This window comes from Rhodovulum viride (genome assembly GCF_003265965.1).
Taxonomy (GTDB): Bacteria; Pseudomonadota; Alphaproteobacteria; order Rhodobacterales; family Rhodobacteraceae; genus Rhodovulum; species Rhodovulum kholense.
Map to the genome: position 1 here is coordinate 88,492 of NZ_MUAV01000014.1, position 14,367 is coordinate 102,858.

General features: G+C 69.9%; 13 protein-coding genes. 5 read left to right on the plus strand and 8 right to left on the minus strand.

Annotation, left to right across the window (positions count from 1 at the left end; genetic code table 11):
* Positions 1 to 4 precede the first annotated feature (4 nt).
* Genes BYZ73_RS13085 through BYZ73_RS13095 form a run of 3 tightly spaced genes read right to left on the minus strand, consistent with a single transcriptional unit; the run spans position 5 to position 3,335 of the window.
* Positions 5 to 1,576 carry an ABC transporter ATP-binding protein gene (locus tag BYZ73_RS13085; RefSeq protein ID WP_112316288.1) on the minus strand — a complete coding sequence of 524 codons (1,572 nt, stop codon included), beginning with the start codon at positions 1,574 to 1,576 and terminating at the stop codon, positions 5 to 7.
* Positions 1,573 to 2,394: an ABC transporter permease gene (locus BYZ73_RS13090; RefSeq protein ID WP_112316289.1), complete on the minus strand. Its 822-nt coding sequence runs from the start codon at positions 2,392 to 2,394 to the stop codon at positions 1,573 to 1,575. The genes BYZ73_RS13085 and BYZ73_RS13090 overlap by 4 nt, the downstream gene beginning before the upstream one ends.
* Entirely contained in the window at positions 2,391 to 3,335 is a 945-nt protein-coding gene (locus BYZ73_RS13095; RefSeq protein ID WP_112316290.1) for an ABC transporter permease, read from the minus strand. The genes BYZ73_RS13090 and BYZ73_RS13095 overlap by 4 nt, the downstream gene beginning before the upstream one ends.
* Before the next feature lie 242 nt (positions 3,336 to 3,577).
* On the opposite strand from BYZ73_RS13095, the gene BYZ73_RS13100 reads away from it, so the two are divergent.
* A complete protein-coding gene (locus tag BYZ73_RS13100; RefSeq protein WP_112316291.1) occupies positions 3,578 to 4,795 on the plus strand; it encodes an aminopeptidase P family protein in 1,218 nt (405 codons plus the stop codon).
* 152 nt (positions 4,796 to 4,947) lie between these two features.
* Here the strand turns inward: BYZ73_RS13100 and BYZ73_RS13105 are convergent, their stop codons facing one another.
* Complete coding sequence (locus BYZ73_RS13105) at positions 4,948 to 6,444, minus strand: ABC transporter substrate-binding protein (protein WP_112316292.1); 1,497 nt, start codon at positions 6,442 to 6,444, stop codon at positions 4,948 to 4,950.
* 138 nt (positions 6,445 to 6,582) lie between these two features.
* On the opposite strand from BYZ73_RS13105, the gene panB reads away from it, so the two are divergent.
* Positions 6,583 to 7,413 carry a 3-methyl-2-oxobutanoate hydroxymethyltransferase gene (panB, locus tag BYZ73_RS13110; RefSeq protein WP_108028031.1) on the plus strand — a complete coding sequence of 277 codons (831 nt, stop codon included), beginning with the start codon at positions 6,583 to 6,585 and terminating at the stop codon, positions 7,411 to 7,413.
* The gene (panC, locus tag BYZ73_RS13115) at positions 7,410 to 8,261 is read left to right on the plus strand and encodes a pantoate--beta-alanine ligase (RefSeq protein ID WP_108028032.1); all 852 of its coding nucleotides are present in this window, start codon (positions 7,410 to 7,412) and stop codon (positions 8,259 to 8,261) included. The genes panB and panC overlap by 4 nt, the downstream gene beginning before the upstream one ends.
* 7 nt (positions 8,262 to 8,268) lie before the next feature.
* On the opposite strand, the gene BYZ73_RS13120 is transcribed toward panC, so the two are convergent.
* On the minus strand, positions 8,269 to 9,555 hold the full coding sequence (locus BYZ73_RS13120) for an acetylornithine deacetylase/succinyl-diaminopimelate desuccinylase family protein (protein ID WP_112316293.1): 1,287 nt from the start codon (positions 9,553 to 9,555) through the stop codon (positions 8,269 to 8,271).
* 134 nt (positions 9,556 to 9,689) lie between these two features.
* Between BYZ73_RS13120 and BYZ73_RS13125 the strand changes: the two genes are divergently transcribed.
* Positions 9,690 to 9,956, plus strand: a complete 267-nt coding sequence (locus BYZ73_RS13125; RefSeq protein WP_108028034.1) for a hypothetical protein — start codon at positions 9,690 to 9,692, stop codon at positions 9,954 to 9,956.
* A 7-nt stretch (positions 9,957 to 9,963) separates the two neighbouring features.
* Complete coding sequence (locus BYZ73_RS13130) at positions 9,964 to 10,587, plus strand: DUF1523 family protein (RefSeq protein ID WP_112316294.1); 624 nt, start codon at positions 9,964 to 9,966, stop codon at positions 10,585 to 10,587.
* 31 nt (positions 10,588 to 10,618) lie between these two features.
* On the opposite strand, the gene BYZ73_RS13135 is transcribed toward BYZ73_RS13130, so the two are convergent.
* From BYZ73_RS13135 to BYZ73_RS13145, 3 genes are all read right to left on the minus strand, one after another.
* The gene (locus tag BYZ73_RS13135) at positions 10,619 to 12,580 is read right to left on the minus strand and encodes an aldehyde dehydrogenase family protein (protein WP_112316295.1); all 1,962 of its coding nucleotides are present in this window, start codon (positions 12,578 to 12,580) and stop codon (positions 10,619 to 10,621) included.
* A gap of 4 nt (positions 12,581 to 12,584) precedes the next feature.
* Entirely contained in the window at positions 12,585 to 13,580 is a 996-nt protein-coding gene (gene deoC, locus BYZ73_RS13140) for a deoxyribose-phosphate aldolase (RefSeq protein ID WP_112316296.1), read from the minus strand.
* Between the two features lie 78 nt (positions 13,581 to 13,658).
* A complete protein-coding gene (locus BYZ73_RS13145; RefSeq protein ID WP_075784825.1) occupies positions 13,659 to 14,021 on the minus strand; it encodes a hypothetical protein in 363 nt (120 codons plus the stop codon).
* Positions 14,022 to 14,367: the final 346 nt, after the last annotated feature.

A 14,367-nucleotide genomic window follows, 5' to 3' on the forward strand; every position in this document is an offset into this window, starting at 1 on the left:
CGTCCTATTCCGGTTCCTTCAGCTTCGGGGCGGCCGACAACAACGCCTTGGTATAAGCATGCGCAGGGTTGTGCAGCACCTTTTCTGTCGCCCCTTCCTCTACGATCCGGCCCGCCTGCATCACAAGCACTCGTTCGGTGCTCGACCTGACCACGGACAGGTCGTGACTGATGAAAAGATAGGACAGACCGAACCTTGCGCGCAGATCGGCCAGCAGATCGAGAATCTGCGCCCTGACGCGAACGTCAAGCGCCGAAACCGCCTCGTCAAGCACGATCAGGTCGGGCCGCGCGATCAGCGCGCGCGCGATGGCGATGCGCTGGCGCTGGCCGCCCGAGAATTCGTGGATGAAGCGGTCGCGGTGCTTCGGATCAAGCCCCACAGCCTCGAGCGCCGCGTCGATGCGCTCGTCGGCATCGCTCGGGCGCCCGCCCAGATGAAACGGCTCGGCGATCAGCCGGGCCACGCGGTGGCGCGGATTGAAGCTGCCATAGGGGTCCTGAAAGACCGCGTTCATCTTGCGGCGCAGCCGGGCGGGCATCGCCGCACCGGCCCGCACGACCTCTCCGTCCAGCCGGATCTCGCCGCCCTGCAGCGGATCGAGCCCCAGCACGGCACGCGCCAAGGTCGATTTGCCGCACCCGGATTCGCCCACAAGGCCCAAGCTTTCACCGCGCGCGATCCCGAAGCTGACCCCGTCGACCGCGCGCTGGGGCGGCAGCCGCCGGAACAGGCCGGAATGGACCGCCGGATAGCTGCGCCGCGCCTCGCGCACTTCCAGCAGCGGCGGGCCGGGCGGGGGCGGGGGCGTCGTCGGCCGGTGCGCCGAGGCGGCCACCAGCGCGCGGGTATAGGGGTGCTTTCGATCCGCCAGCACGGATGCGGCCGGGCCTTCCTCGACGATCTCGCCGCGCCGCATCACCGCCAGCCGGTCGGCAACCCCCGAGATCACCGCCAGATCGTGGGTGATCAGCAAGAGCCCCATGCCCGTCTCGGCCACCAGCCCCTTCAGCAGATCGAGGATCCGCGCCTGCGTGGTGACGTCGAGCGCGGTGGTCGGCTCGTCCGCGATCAGCAGCTGCGGGCGCAGCGCGATGGCCATGGCGATGCAGACCCTCTGGCGCTGCCCGCCAGACAGCTCGTGCGGATAGCGCGTGGGAGGAAACCGGTCGGGGGGCAGGCCGACCCGGTTCAGCAGCCGCGCGGTGGCGCGGCGCGCCTCGGCCCGGGTCGCCTCGCCATGCACGATCAGTGTCTCGGCCACCTGATCGCCGATCCTCTGCACCGGGTTCAGCGCGGTCATTGGCTCCTGGAAGATCATGCCCAGATCGCGGCCGCGGACCCGGCACATCTGCCGGTCCGACAGCGACAGAAGATCCAGCCCGTTCAGCCGCAGATGGCCGCGAAGTTCGGCGCCCTCGGGCAGAAGTCCCATGATCGCCAGCGCGGTCATCGACTTGCCCGACCCGCTTTCGCCCGCAAGCCCCAGGATCTCGCCCCGCCCGATTTCGAAGGAGACGCCGTTCAGCACCGGACGGCCGTTCAGGCTCAGTCCCAGATCGCGCAGCAGGATCACCGGGCGGCTCTCCTGAGGCGCGGGTCGAGCGCGTCGCGCAGCCCGTCGCCCAGAAGGTTCAGCCCCAGCACGGTCAGCACGATGGCGAGCCCCGGCAGGACCGCCAGCCGGGGCGCGGTGTAGATCATGGTCTGCGCCTCGGCCAGCATCCGGCCCCAGCTGGGCGTCGGCGGCTGCGCCCCGAGCCCGACATAGGACAGCCCCGCCTCGGCGAGGATGCCGAGGCTGAACTGGATCGTCGCCTGCACGATCAGCAGGTTGGCGATATTGGGCAAGATATGCTCGGCGCTGATCCGGGCCCGGCCCTTGCCCGCCAGCTCGGCCGCGCGGACATAGTCGAGCGTCCAGAGGCTGAGCGCCGCGCCGCGCGTCACCCGGGCGAAGACCGGGATGTTGAAGATGCCGATGGCCAGGATCGCGTTCAGCGCCGAGGGGCCGAGGATGGCGGTGATCAGGATCGCGATCACCAGCGCCGGAAAAGCGAAGATCAGGTCGTTCAGCCGCATGACGATCTCGTCGAGCCAGCCGCCCCGCCCGGCGGCCGCCATCAGCCCCAGCGGCACGCCCGCCCCCATGCCGATGCCGACCGCGACCAGCGCCACCGCGATCGAGCTGCGCGCGCCCACCATCAGCATCGCCAGCATGTCGCGCCCCAGCTGGTCGGTGCCCAGCAGATAGGGGCCGCCCGGCGGGCGCAGCCGCTCGGCGATGTTCAGCGCGGTCACGTCATGGGGCACCCAGACCAGCGACAGCGCCGCCAGCGTCAGCACGGCGCCGCTGATCACGCCGCCCGCGATCAGGTTCGGCCGCGCGCTCATCGGCGCCTCAGCCGGGGATCGACCGCGGCATAGGCCAGATCGACAAGGAAGGTGACGAGGATCACCGCGAAGACCAGCAGCATCACCACGCTTTCGACCACGATCAGGTCGCGCTGGGTGATGGCCTGGAAGATCAGCCGCCCGAGACCGGGCAGGAAGAACACGTTCTCGATGATGATGGCTCCCGCCAGCAGAAAGGAGAATTGCAGCCCGAGGATGGTCAGGACCGGGATCAGCGCGTTGCGGAAGGCATGGCGGCGGAGCGCCTGGGCCCGGCTCAGCCCCTTGGCCCGGGCGCTGCGGATATAGTCCTGCCCCAAGGTCTCGATCAGCGCCGAGCGCATCACCCGCGCGAGGATCGCGGCCTGCGGCAACGCCAGCGCCACGGCCGGAAGGGTCAGCGCCTTCAGCCCGGGGCCAAGCCCCGCCTCCCAGCCCGGAAAGCCCCCCGCCGAGACCCAGCGCAGCTTGACCGCGAAGACCAGCACCAGCAGCATCGCGAACCAGAAATTCGGCACGGCGATGCCCAGCTGCGTTGCCGCCATGATGCCAAGATCGGCCCCCCGCCCGCGCCGCGCCGCGGCCCAGAGCCCCACCGGCAGCGCGATGGCCGTCGACAGCGCCAGCGCATAGGCGGCAAGCGGCAGCGAGACGGCCAGGCGCTGCGCCACCAGTTCGGCCACCGGCACGCGATAGGTGTAGGAGGTGCCGAAATCGCCGGTCGCGAGCCCCGAGATCCAGTCGAGGTAGCGCGCCCAGACCGAGCCCGACAGCCCCAGCTCGTCGCGCAGCGCCGCCACCGTCTCGGGCGCCGCGTTCAGCCCCAGCATATAGGCGGCGGGGTCGCCCGGGATCACCTCGATCGCCGCAAATATCGCAACGCTGGCTGCGATCAGGCTCAGCGACAGCGACAGGAGGCGGGTCAGGGCGTAACGCAGCATGCGCCCGAATCTAGGCCAAGGGGCAGGCCTGGCGCCAGTGCAATCGCCGCCGCGTCCGGACGCGATCTGATGCTTGCCAGACGGCGCGGACTGGCTATGCTCGGCCCCGGGCACCGTGCCGATGGCGTCGTGCGCGGGGGGCTGATGCCCCCGATGCCCGGCGGTTTCCGCCTGTCCTCCTGTACGCCGGGAACATCCGATGTCCCGGCCCGCGCGCCGGGATGGCCTGTCAGGGAGCTCCCATGACCCGACCCGAATCCCGACCCGACTTCTACCGGTTCGCGAATTGCGAGAAGGCCGCGCTGCCCTTCGCGCCCGACGAATACGACACCCGCCTGATGGGGCTTCGCAGCGCGATGGACGCCACCGGCGCCGACGTGGCGGTGCTGACCTCGATGCAGAACGTGGCCTATTATTCGGGCTTTCTCTATTGCAGCTTCGGCCGACCTTATGCGCTGGTGGTGACCGCCTCGCAATCGGTCGTGATCGGTGCGGGCATCGACGCGGGCCAGCCCTGGCGGCGCTGTCATGGCGAGGCGCTGACCTATACCGACTGGGCGCGCGACAATTTCTGGCGCGCGGTTGCCCATGTCGCGGGGCAGGGCCGCCGCGTCGGGATCGAGGCCGACCATCTGACCCTGGCCCGGAGGGACGAGCTTGACACCTTCCTTTCGCCCGCGGGCACGGTCGATCTGGCACCCGCCACCATGCAGCAGCGGATGCGCAAGAGCCCGGCCGAGCTTGACCTGATCCGGGCGGGCGCGGCGGTGGCCGATATCGGCGGCCACGCGATCCGCGCGGCGGTGCGCGAGGGCGCGCGCGAGATCGACGTGGCGATGGCCGGGCGCGACGCGATGGAGCTGGAAATCGCCCGCCGCTTTCCCGAGGCCGAATACCGCGACACCTGGGTCTGGTTCCAGTCCGGGCCCAATACCGACGGTGCCCATAACCCGGTCACGGGCCGTGTCCTGCAGCGCGGCGATTTGCTGTCGCTGAACGCCTTCCCGATGATCTCGGGTTACTACACCGCGCTTGAGCGGACGATGGTTCTGGGCGAGCCCGATCCCGTGACGCTGGCGATCTGGGAGGCCAACGTGGCGGCCCATGACTACGGCATGTCGCTGCTGAGACCGGGCGCCAGCTGCGCCGACATCACGCAGCGGATCAACGCCTTCCTGGCCGAGCGCGACCTGCTGCAATATCGCAGCTTCGGTTATGGCCACAGCTTCGGGGTGCTGTCGCATTACTATGGCCGCGAGGCCGGGCTGGAGCTGCGCGAGGATATCGGGACCGTGCTGGAACCCGGCATGGTGATCTCGATGGAACCGATGCTGACCATCCCCGAAGGCCGCCCGGGTGCGGGCGGCTACCGCGAACACGACATCCTGATCGTCACCGGGGACGGGGCGGAAGACATCACCCGCTATCCCTACGGGCCGGGGTTCAACGTGATCGCCTGACCGGGGGCGTGGCGCCCGGCCCTGCCGTTGCGAGATGGGTATTTGGACCAAGAAGAAGACATGTTCGGTTTCTTCTTGGATCAAATACCCGAAAGACCGCCTGCCCCGTCAGGGGCAGGCCAGAGGGCGTGCGCCGCAGGCGCTCCGCCGGGTCAGTCGATCCAGCGCACGGCGGTCAGGTCGTTGGCCTGGGTCGGGGCGTTTTCCCAAAGCCCGTCGATCTTCGCGTTGGCAACGCCGGTCTTGGCAAGCTGGAAGAGATAGACGTTGACGTAGTCCTCGGCGATCATCCGCTGCGCCGCCGTCAGGATGTCCGAGCGCTGGTCCGGGGCGGTCGCGCCGGCAAGCCGGTCCATAAGCGCCACGAAATCCGGTTTGCCATAGCCGAAATAGTAGTCGGGCCGGGCATAGATGCCGATATCCATCGGCTCGGTATGGCTGACGATGGTCAGGTCGAAATCGTGCCGCTTGAACACCTGGTCGAGCCATTGCGCCCATTCCAGGTTGGTGATCTCGGTCTCGATCCCCGCGGCGCGGAGTTCGGCCGCCACGATCTCGCCGCCGCGCCGCGCATAGCTTGGCGGCGGCAGCGCCAGCCGCAGTTTCAGGTCGGTCTGTCCCGCCTCGGCCAGAAGCGCGCGGGCCTTCTTCAGATCGTGCCGCGACAGGTCGGTCAGATCGACATAGTCGGGATGGTGCGGCGCGAAATGCGTGCCGATCGGCGTGCCATAGCCGAACATCGCCCCGTCGATGACGTCCTGGCGGTCGATGGCATGGGCGATGGCCTCGCGCACCCGGATGTCGTCAAGCGGCGGGCGGCGGTTGTTGAGCGCGAGGATGGTTTCGCCCTCGGTGGTGCCGACGATCACCTTGAACCGCGGGTCGGCCTCGAATTGCGGCAGCGTTTCGGGGGCGGGGAAGTTCGGGAAGGCATCGACATCGCCCGCCATCATCGCCGCGAAGGCCGCGTTCGGGTCGGGGATGAACTTGAAGGTCGCGCGGGCCAGCGCCGGGGCCGGGCCCCAGTAATCGGGGTTGCGCACCAGCTCGACCCGGTCGCCATGGACCCAGCGGTCGAACCGGAAGGGGCCGGTGCCGACCGGGGCGGTGGCCTCGGTCCCGGCCGTCTCGGGGGCGACGATCACCGCATCGCCCCAGGCCATCTTGAAGGGAAAGGCGCCGTCGGGCTGGGTCAGCGTCACCGTCACGGTCAGCGGATCGGTTGCCGCGACGCTGTCGATCCCCTCGAACAGCGCCTTCTGGGCGTTGCTGCTGTCGGGGCCCCGGGCGCGGTCGAGGCTGAAGACCACGTCATCGGCCTCCATCGTCGTTCCGTCGTGAAACCGCACCCCCTCCCGCAGATGGAAGGTGTAGACCGTGGCGGTCTCGTTCGTCTCCCAGCTGGCGGCGAGGCCCGGCCCCACGGTACCGTCGGCGGCGAACCGGGTCAGCCCCTCGAAGACATTGGCATAGACCACCTCGTCGGTCGCGGCGGCGGCGCCGGAGGTCGGGTCGAGGTTCGGCGGCTCGAGCACCATGCCGATGACAATCGCATCCGGCGGCGCGGCGCTGGCGGGTCCGGCCGCGAGGGCTGGTCCGAAAGGCAGGGCCAGGACCAGGGTCCGGGCGATGATCCGAATGGGGCGCATCCTGCGGTCTCCTTTCCGTTCCGTCCCCATCTGAGGCCGGGCGGGTGGCCATGGCAAGGCCCCGGGCATGGCAGCGGGCTGGATTCTGCGCTGCAGCACGCTATAAGGCGCGCCAATTGCAGCGCCGGGGAGGAGAGGATGAGTGCAAGCGCCGAAAGCCGCCAGATGACGGTGGCAGAGGTCCGGGCGAGGAAGGGGGCCGCGCCGCTGGTCTGCCTGACCGCCTATACGACGCCGATGGCCGAGGCGGTCGATGCCGCCTGCGATGTCGTTCTGGTGGGCGACAGCGTGGGCATGGTGCTGCACGGGCTTCCCTCGACGCTGGGCGTCACCATGGAGATGATGCTGATGCATGGCCGGGCCGTGGCGCGCGGGCTGAGCCATGCGCTGATGGTCGTCGACATGCCCTTCGGGAGCTATGAGGAGAGCCCCGAACAGGCGTTCCGCAATGCCGCGCGGCTGATGGCCGAGACCGGCTGCGGCGCGGTCAAGCTGGAAGGCGGGGCGGCGATGGCCGGGACGATCCGGTTTCTGACCGCGCGCGGCATTCCGGTGATGGCCCATGTCGGGCTGACGCCGCAGGGCGTGATGGGCTTCGGCGGCTACAAGGTGCAGGGCCGCGGCGCCGACGGGGCCCGGGTGCTGGCCGATGCCGAGGCCGTGGCCGAGGCGGGCGCTTTCGCGGTGGTGCTGGAGAAGGTGCCCGCGGCGCTGGCCGATCGGATCACCGACGCGGTTCCGATCCCGACCATCGGCATCGGCGCCTCGGCCGGCTGCGACGGGCAGATCCTTGTCGTCGATGACATGCTGGGCGTCTTCACCGGCTTCCGGCCGAAATTCGTCAAGCGCTATGCCGAACTGGGCGATGCCGCGCGCGCGGCGGTCGAAACCTATGCCGAGGAGGTCCGTTCGCGGCGTTTCCCGGGGCCGGAGCATGTCTTTGCCGATGAAACCGGAGGTGGAGCATGAGCGCGCCGATCCTGCGAAGCCTGGCCGAGCTGCGAGCGCTTCGGGCCGCGTGGCGGGCCGAGGGCGCGCGCGTGGCGGTGGTGCCGACCATGGGCGCGCTGCATGACGGGCATCTCAGTCTCGCCGCCGCCGCGAAGGCCGCGGCCGACCGGGTGATCGTGACGATCTTCGTCAACCCCAGGCAATTCAACGATCCGGGCGATCTGGCGCGCTATCCGCGCACCGAGGCGCGCGATGCGGAAAAGCTGGCGCCGCTCGGGGTCGATGCGATCTATGTGCCCGCGCCCGATCAGGTCTATCCGCCGGGGTTTGCGACCTCGGTGTCGGTTTCGGGCGTCAGCGAGGGGCTCTGCGGCGCGCACCGGCCGGGCCATTTCGACGGGGTGGCGACGGTCGTGACCAAGCTTCTGCTGCAGACCGGCGCCGATTGCGCCTTCTTCGGCGAGAAGGACTTTCAGCAGCTGATGGTGGTGCGGCGGCTGGTGCGCGATCTGGACATTCCCGTCGAGATCGTTGGCTGCCCCACGGTGCGCGAGCCCGACGGGCTGGCGCTGTCTTCGCGCAACGCGCTTCTGCCCGGGGATGTACGGACCACGGCGCCGGCGCTTTATCAAGCGCTTGTCGAGGCGCGGCGGGCGCTCGAGGCCGGGACCGGGGCAGGGGCGGCGCTGGCAACGGCGAGAGCCGCAATTCTGGCGGCAGGCTTTGCCGAGGTCGAATATCTCGAACTGCGCGCGGCTGCCGATCTGGCGCCGCTCGAGGCCCCCGACGTGCCCGCCCGGCTGCTGGTTGCCGCACATCTGGGCGGGGTGCGGCTGATCGACAATATCGAGGTGGCGGCGCGCTGAGGCGCCGTCAGCCGCCCAGCAGGTCCTGAAGCGTCAGCGCCATGACCTGCGCGGCCTCGACCATGTCGTCGATGCCGACCCATTCGTCGGGCTGATGCGCCAGATCGAGGATGCCCGGCCCATAGGCGATGCAGTTCCTGAGCCGCCCGATCCGGTCGATATGCTTCTGGTCATAGGTGCCGGGCGAGACCACGAAATCGGGTGCTGTGCCCAGCACCCGGCTTATCGCGCGCTCGACCGACCGCACCACCGGCGCGTCTCGCTCGGTCATGCTGGGGCGAACCTCGAACAGCTCGCGGATTTCATACTCGAAGCCGGGGCGGCGGGCGCGGACCCGCTCCATCAATGCGCGGATCTCGCGCTTGACCTCTTCGGGGTCCTCCTCGATCAGCACCCGCCGGTCGATGGTGATGCGGCAGCGGTCGGGCACGCAGGGCGCGGGCAGGCCGTCATAGCCCGCCTCCTGTTCCGGCTCGCCGCCATGGACCGCGTTGATGTTGAGCGTCGCGGCGCGGGCGCCCTCGGGCACCACCGGCATCGCGGTGTGCCGCCCCGCCAGTAGCGGAAACAGCGTGGCCTCCATCTCGGCCAGCACCGCGCCCATGTGGCGGACCGCGCAATCGCCCAGGAAGGGCATCGAGCCATGGGCGATCCGGCCCTTCGTCTCGATCTCGGCCCACCAGACGCCGCGATGGCCCAGACAGATCCGGTTCTTGTTCAGCGGCTCGGGGATGATGACATGCTGGACCCGCTCGGGCGCGAACCAGCCGCGCTCGGCCAGCCAGGCGACCCCGCCGAAACCGCCCGATTCCTCGTCGGCGGTGGCGCTGATCTCGACCGCGCCGCGATAGGCGGGGCAGGTGGCGACGAAGGTCTCGGCCGCCAGCACCGCCGCGGCGATGCCGCCCTTCATGTCGCAGGCGCCCCGGCCCCAGACCCGGCCGTCGCGGATCTCGCCGCCGAAGGGATCGACGCTCCAGCCATGGCCGACCTCGACCACGTCGTGATGGCCGTTGAAATGGACGCAGTCGCCGCCCTCGGTGCCCTCATGCCGCGCGATCATGTTCCAGCGCGGATGGGCGTCGCTGTCGGCGGGCGCACCGCGGGCCCGGACATAGCTGACCTTAAAGCCCTTCGCGGCCAGCCGCTCGCCCAGATATTCACAGATTTCCAGATAGTTGCGCCCCGGCGGGTTCAGCGTGGGAATGCGGATCAGATCGCGCGCCAGCGCTGCCACCTCGTCGCGCCTTGTCGCGATCGCCCGTTCCAGCCCATGCCCCGGAGATGTGTCCATGCCCGACCCTAGCGCCTTGCGGTGGCTGCGGCAATCGCGCCTAGGCTGCGTCCGGCCGCTGGCCTGTCGTGCAAATCGCACGGGGCTTGCCTATATTCGGCGACGAGGGCGGGATCGCCCGGGAGGAAGGAACCATGTTTGCATTCCTGCGTTTTGCTCTTGCGGGGTTCGTGATCCTCACGGTGATCTATATTGCCGTGTCGCTCTATTCCCGTGCGGTCAGACGCGGCAAGCTCGGACGGGAATGGGACGAGGACATCCGTATCGGCGACCGCCATGCTTACGTCGAGGAGGGGCTCCGGCAATATGACCGCTCGCTCCGGCGCAAGCTGATCCTCGGGGTCTATGTCGTGCCGGCCATCGTCGTCGGCACGATCATCTATATCACGAATTACATGTGAGGCTCGAATGGCTTACGTCAAATGGACCATCGTCACCATCGTCGTGTTGGTGATCGCGGGCTTCCTGCACTACACGCTGCCCCAGCATGACGTGGTGCGGATCACCGCGACCAAGGAACGGCAGATCACCTTCGGCGAGAACCGGATCTTCTTCGCCAGCAACGGCGCCGGGAACAGCGAAGGCGACAATACCCGCTTCGTCAATTTCATCGAGACGTTCAACCGCGACGGCAAGCCGGTCGTCTTCCGCAACGAGGATACCGGCTGGGGCTGGCCGCCCTATTTCAAGTTCGACACCTCGAACCTTCAGGCCAAAGCCAGCGACATGATTTCGACCAAGGAAAACCCGGAATGGGTGGTCGTGACCCATTACGGCTGGCGCAACGAATATCTCTCGATCTATCCGAACGCGGTCGAACTGCGTCCGGTGGGCAGCCCGGATGACAGCCCCATCCCGTGGTTCAACATCCTCTTCCTCGGCGCCCTGGCCGCGCTGGTGATCTGGATCTGGCAACTGCTGGCCCGGTTCAAGGAAGACCGGATCGAGCCGATGCTGGACGAGATGGGCGAATCGCTAGAATCGGCGGGCGACCGTGCCGAGGGCTTCTGGCGCCGCGTGTTCTCGCGCTGAGCTGACATCGCGACAGGCCGGGGACGCGCTCTCAGGCGCCCCAGCTTGTCCGGATCGTCTGTGCACGGCTGGCCGCCCGCAGCAAAGCCTCGCTTGGGTCCCTCGGCTGCGACCAGGCCCCGGGGGCGGCTTGCGCCAGCCATAGCGCCGGGCCGCCGGATGCCCCCCGGTCGGGCAGGTCGCCCGGCAGATCGTCTCCCTCGAAACACCAGAGCGCGTCGAGATCGACCCGCGCGGCGAGGCGGAGCGCCACGGCCGCTGGCGCGCCCGACAGGATTTGGACCAGCCCGGCGGGCAGTCCGGCCGCTTCCAACTCCTTCACCAACAGACGCAGCTGGGTTTCGCAGCCTGGTTGCGCCAGCAGCAATGCGGCGTTTCCCGTGGCCAGCACCGGCCCGAGGATCGTGGCGGCCGCGAGGGCCGGGGTTTCGGCCGGACAGAGGGCGGCGATCACGCCAAGGGGCCTTTGACGTGTCAACGTGGCGCTGTCCCGCTTCTCGGACCAGGTGGCGCAGGCGGTCGCGGCCCGCGCGGCGCAGGCGGCCAGCGGCGCGGCCGCCTCTTCGGGCATCCGGGCGGCAGTGCGGGCCAGCACGGCGGCGCGGCCGGTGGCGTCCCGCCGGGCCCAGCCGGTCTGCGCGCGGCGCGCGGCGGTCAACGCGGCTGTTGGGTCGGGGCCGCGGTCGGCCGGGGCGGGGGCCATGGGCCGGGCCGGGGCAAGGCCCTCGGGCCGTTGCCAGAGTTCCAGAGGGTCCGGGGCGAGGCCAAGATCGGTGCCGTTCACGCAGACCGTCCCGGCCTCAAGCGCGGTGGCAAGATCGAGCGCGACGGCCAGCGTCTCGCTCCAGAGGCTTGCGGCTGGAGCGGGCGGTCCGGCATTGGCCAACAGGATGGCCTCGGCCGGGCTGCGGAAGGTGATCGACAGCAGGATGGGCCCGGGCAGGGGAAGCTCCATCTCGGGCGAGGCCGGGGCGAGGCCCGAAATCAGGGCAGGTGCGAAATAGAGGCCAGTGTCGGGCAGGCGGGGCAGCGGCTGGATCGGGGTGCCTGTGCTGTCGGCCAGCGCGGCGGTCAGCCGGTCGCGCAGCGCGGCCTCGGGCAGCGGCCCCAGATCGGTGGCCGGGTCCAGCGGGTCGCCGACGATCAGCCGCGCCATGCGCCCGGCCAGCCGGGCATGGACCCGCTCGGCGACCGATTCCTGAACCAGCAGGCGCTGCCCGGTCGTGCCAGGCGGCGGATTGCCCAGCGCCTCGGCGATGGCGTCGGCGGCGGCATCGAGATCGGCATCCTCCAGCACCAGATGCAGGCAGGGGCCAGAAAGCTCCGGTAAGGGTGGCCGCGCGAGACCGAGCAATGGCTTGGCGGGGCCGGTCAGCACTGTCAGCAGACCCGCGGGCAGTCCGGCCTCTGCCGCGGCCTCGGCCAGGCACAGGGCGGCCAGCATGCCGCCGCCCGGGCCGGGCGCAAGCATCGCGGCATTGCCTGCCGCCAGCGCCGGACCGATCCGGCCAAGCGACAGGCCGGGCGCGACGATCCCCATGGGCACGAGGCCCGGTCGGTCCGCCTCGCCCAGCAGGGCCTGATCCGCCGCTTGTCGCAGCGCCGTCGCCCCCTCGGCCAGCCAGGCGCGGCCGTGCCGCACCGGTCGCCCGGTTTCCAGCGCCAGCAGCTGGGTCAGGCAGGCGGCCCGGGCGTCGATTGCCTCGGCCCAGGCCCGCAACCGGTCGGCCCGCGCGGGGCCCGACAGCGCAGCCCAGTCGGCCTGGGCGCTCCCGGCGGCGGCACGGGCGTCGGCGATCTGGGGCGGCGTCGCCTCGGCCAGCTCGGCAAGGTCGGTCCCGGTCGCGGGCGCGGTCAGGGTCCGGATCGGCCCGTCCGGCGCCACCGGTCCGCCGACCCAGGGACCGAAGCGGCCCTGCTTTCGGGCGATCCAGGCGCGGGCCTCGGCGTCGGAGGCACGGCCGGGGCCGCGGTCGAGTGTGGGGGACGGCATCGTTCTAGCCCGGCGCGTGGCGGCGGGGGGTGTTGCCCGCACCGAAGGCGATCTCGTCCAGTCGCCGCTCGATCGCGCCCAGAAGCGACGAGGCACCGAAGCGGAAAAGCGCCGGCTCTTGCCAGCGCGGCCCGAGTTCCTCGCCCACCAGCCCCAGCCAGTCGAGCGCATCCGTCGCCGTCGAGATCCCGCCCGCGGGTTTGAAGCCCACGTCAATGCCGGTCGCCTCGCGATAGGCGCGGATCATCCGGCACATGGTCAGCCCGACCGGCAGGGTCGCGTTCACGGGTTCCTTGCCGGTCGAGGTCTTGATGAAATCGGCGCCCGCCATCATCGCGACCAGACTGGCCCGGGCGACATTGGTCAGCGTGCCCAACTCGCCCGTGGCAAGGATTGCCTTTATATGTGCGGGTCCGCAGGCGGCGCGGAACGCCGCGACCTCATCGTAAAGCGCCTGCCAATCGCCCAGCAGCACGTGGCGGCGCGAAATCACGATGTCGATTTCCGCAGCCCCTGCGGCGACGCTGGCCTCGATCTCGGCCAGCCGGGTGGAAAAGGGCGACAGCCCGGCCGGAAAGCCGGTCGAAACCGCCGCGACCGGCAGGCCCGAGCCCTCGAGCGCCGCGCGCGCAGGCGCGATCATCTCGTGATAGACGCAGACCGCGGCCGTGGTCACCCGACCGGCGCCAAGCGCCGCCCTGAGATCGGCGCGCAGCGGGTTCCGGGCCTTGGCGCACAACCTGCGGACGCGGCCGGGGGTGTCGTCGCCCGACAGCGTCGTGAGGTCGATCAGCCCGACCGCGCGCAGAAGCCAGACCGCTTCGGTCGCCGGATCGGCCGGGCGCCGCGCGGCAAGACCCGCCACATGGCGTTCGGCCGCCGGACGGTTCACCCGGGTCGCAGCGACCCAGCCGGTATCGAGCGGCAGGCCTGCATTGCGGTCCTGCGCAGGTTGTGGCCCGGCGGTCCGGGCGGGCGATGGGGTTTCCTCGCTTGGCACGGTGCGCCCCCTTTCAGCTTTGCCGTTCCCCTAGCTCGCATGCGGGCACGGGGCTTGGCAAGGCGGCGTCCGGGCGGCTCAGAGGTTCAGGAAATAGGGGTCGGAGCTGTGCCAGTAGGCCGCGAAGTCGGCGGCGCGGGCATGCGGCAGGCCGAGGCTCTGCATCGCGTAAAGGTCGGCCGACAGAAGCCCCGCCAGTCGGAACCCGTTCTGCGCCGCGGTGCGGGCCGGGCTGCCTTCCGAGAAGATCGCCTCGATCTGGGCAGAGGCGTTGACCAGCGCGAAGATCACCGCCAGAGGCCGGGAATTGGGCCAGACCGCCACGCTTTCGCGCGCAAAAGACCGCCATCCCTCGGGCGAGGCCAGAAGGGATTCAAGCGCGAATTCCGTGAGCCCTTCGGTGGGATCAACCCCGGGCTCGGGACAGCTTGAGTCTGGCATGGCACGTAACGTCAACATCATCCGCGAAACTGGGCTGGGCTGCACGCCGGGTGCCCGCCTCCCCGGCTAACAAATAACTTTATAAATGCGGTCGTGTCGGTGCCGCCTCCTCCGGCTTGCCGAGACGGAAGGAAAGATAGACGTCAGACCCCTTCCGAACAAGCGTATCAGTCGCCTTTTAGGCGGATCGCTGCGCGGCCGATGGCGCATTTCCGGCGGGATTCCGACGCACCGGGCGGTGCGCGGAATGTCGCAGTGCGAGTCGCGGCGCCCCCTCCGGCCCCGGCAGATCCAGGGTCATCTTTCTGTAAGAATTCGGTTTTTGCGCCGAGCCGCCGGGCGCCGG

Excerpts from the sequence above, each read along its gene's own strand:
- BYZ73_RS13090 (WP_112316289.1), bottom strand. The coding sequence starts at position 2,394 with ATGAGCGCGCGGCCGAACCTGATCGCGGGCGGCGTGATCAGCGGCGCC.
- BYZ73_RS13130 (WP_112316294.1), top strand. The coding sequence starts at position 9,964 with ATGGCTTACGTCAAATGGACCATCGTCACCATCGTCGTGTTGGTGATC.
- BYZ73_RS13105 (WP_112316292.1), bottom strand. The coding sequence starts at position 6,444 with ATGCGCCCCATTCGGATCATCGCCCGGACCCTGGTCCTGGCCCTGCCT.
- BYZ73_RS13120 (WP_112316293.1), bottom strand. The coding sequence starts at position 9,555 with ATGGACACATCTCCGGGGCATGGGCTGGAACGGGCGATCGCGACAAGG.
- panB (WP_108028031.1), top strand. The coding sequence starts at position 6,583 with ATGAGTGCAAGCGCCGAAAGCCGCCAGATGACGGTGGCAGAGGTCCGG.
- BYZ73_RS13095 (WP_112316290.1), bottom strand. The coding sequence starts at position 3,335 with ATGCTGCGTTACGCCCTGACCCGCCTCCTGTCGCTGTCGCTGAGCCTG.
- BYZ73_RS13145 (WP_075784825.1), bottom strand. The coding sequence starts at position 14,021 with ATGCCAGACTCAAGCTGTCCCGAGCCCGGGGTTGATCCCACCGAAGGG.
- panC (WP_108028032.1), top strand. The coding sequence starts at position 7,410 with ATGAGCGCGCCGATCCTGCGAAGCCTGGCCGAGCTGCGAGCGCTTCGG.
- BYZ73_RS13135 (WP_112316295.1), bottom strand. The coding sequence starts at position 12,580 with ATGCCGTCCCCCACACTCGACCGCGGCCCCGGCCGTGCCTCCGACGCC.
- BYZ73_RS13100 (WP_112316291.1), top strand. The coding sequence starts at position 3,578 with ATGACCCGACCCGAATCCCGACCCGACTTCTACCGGTTCGCGAATTGC.
- BYZ73_RS13125 (WP_108028034.1), top strand. The coding sequence starts at position 9,690 with ATGTTTGCATTCCTGCGTTTTGCTCTTGCGGGGTTCGTGATCCTCACG.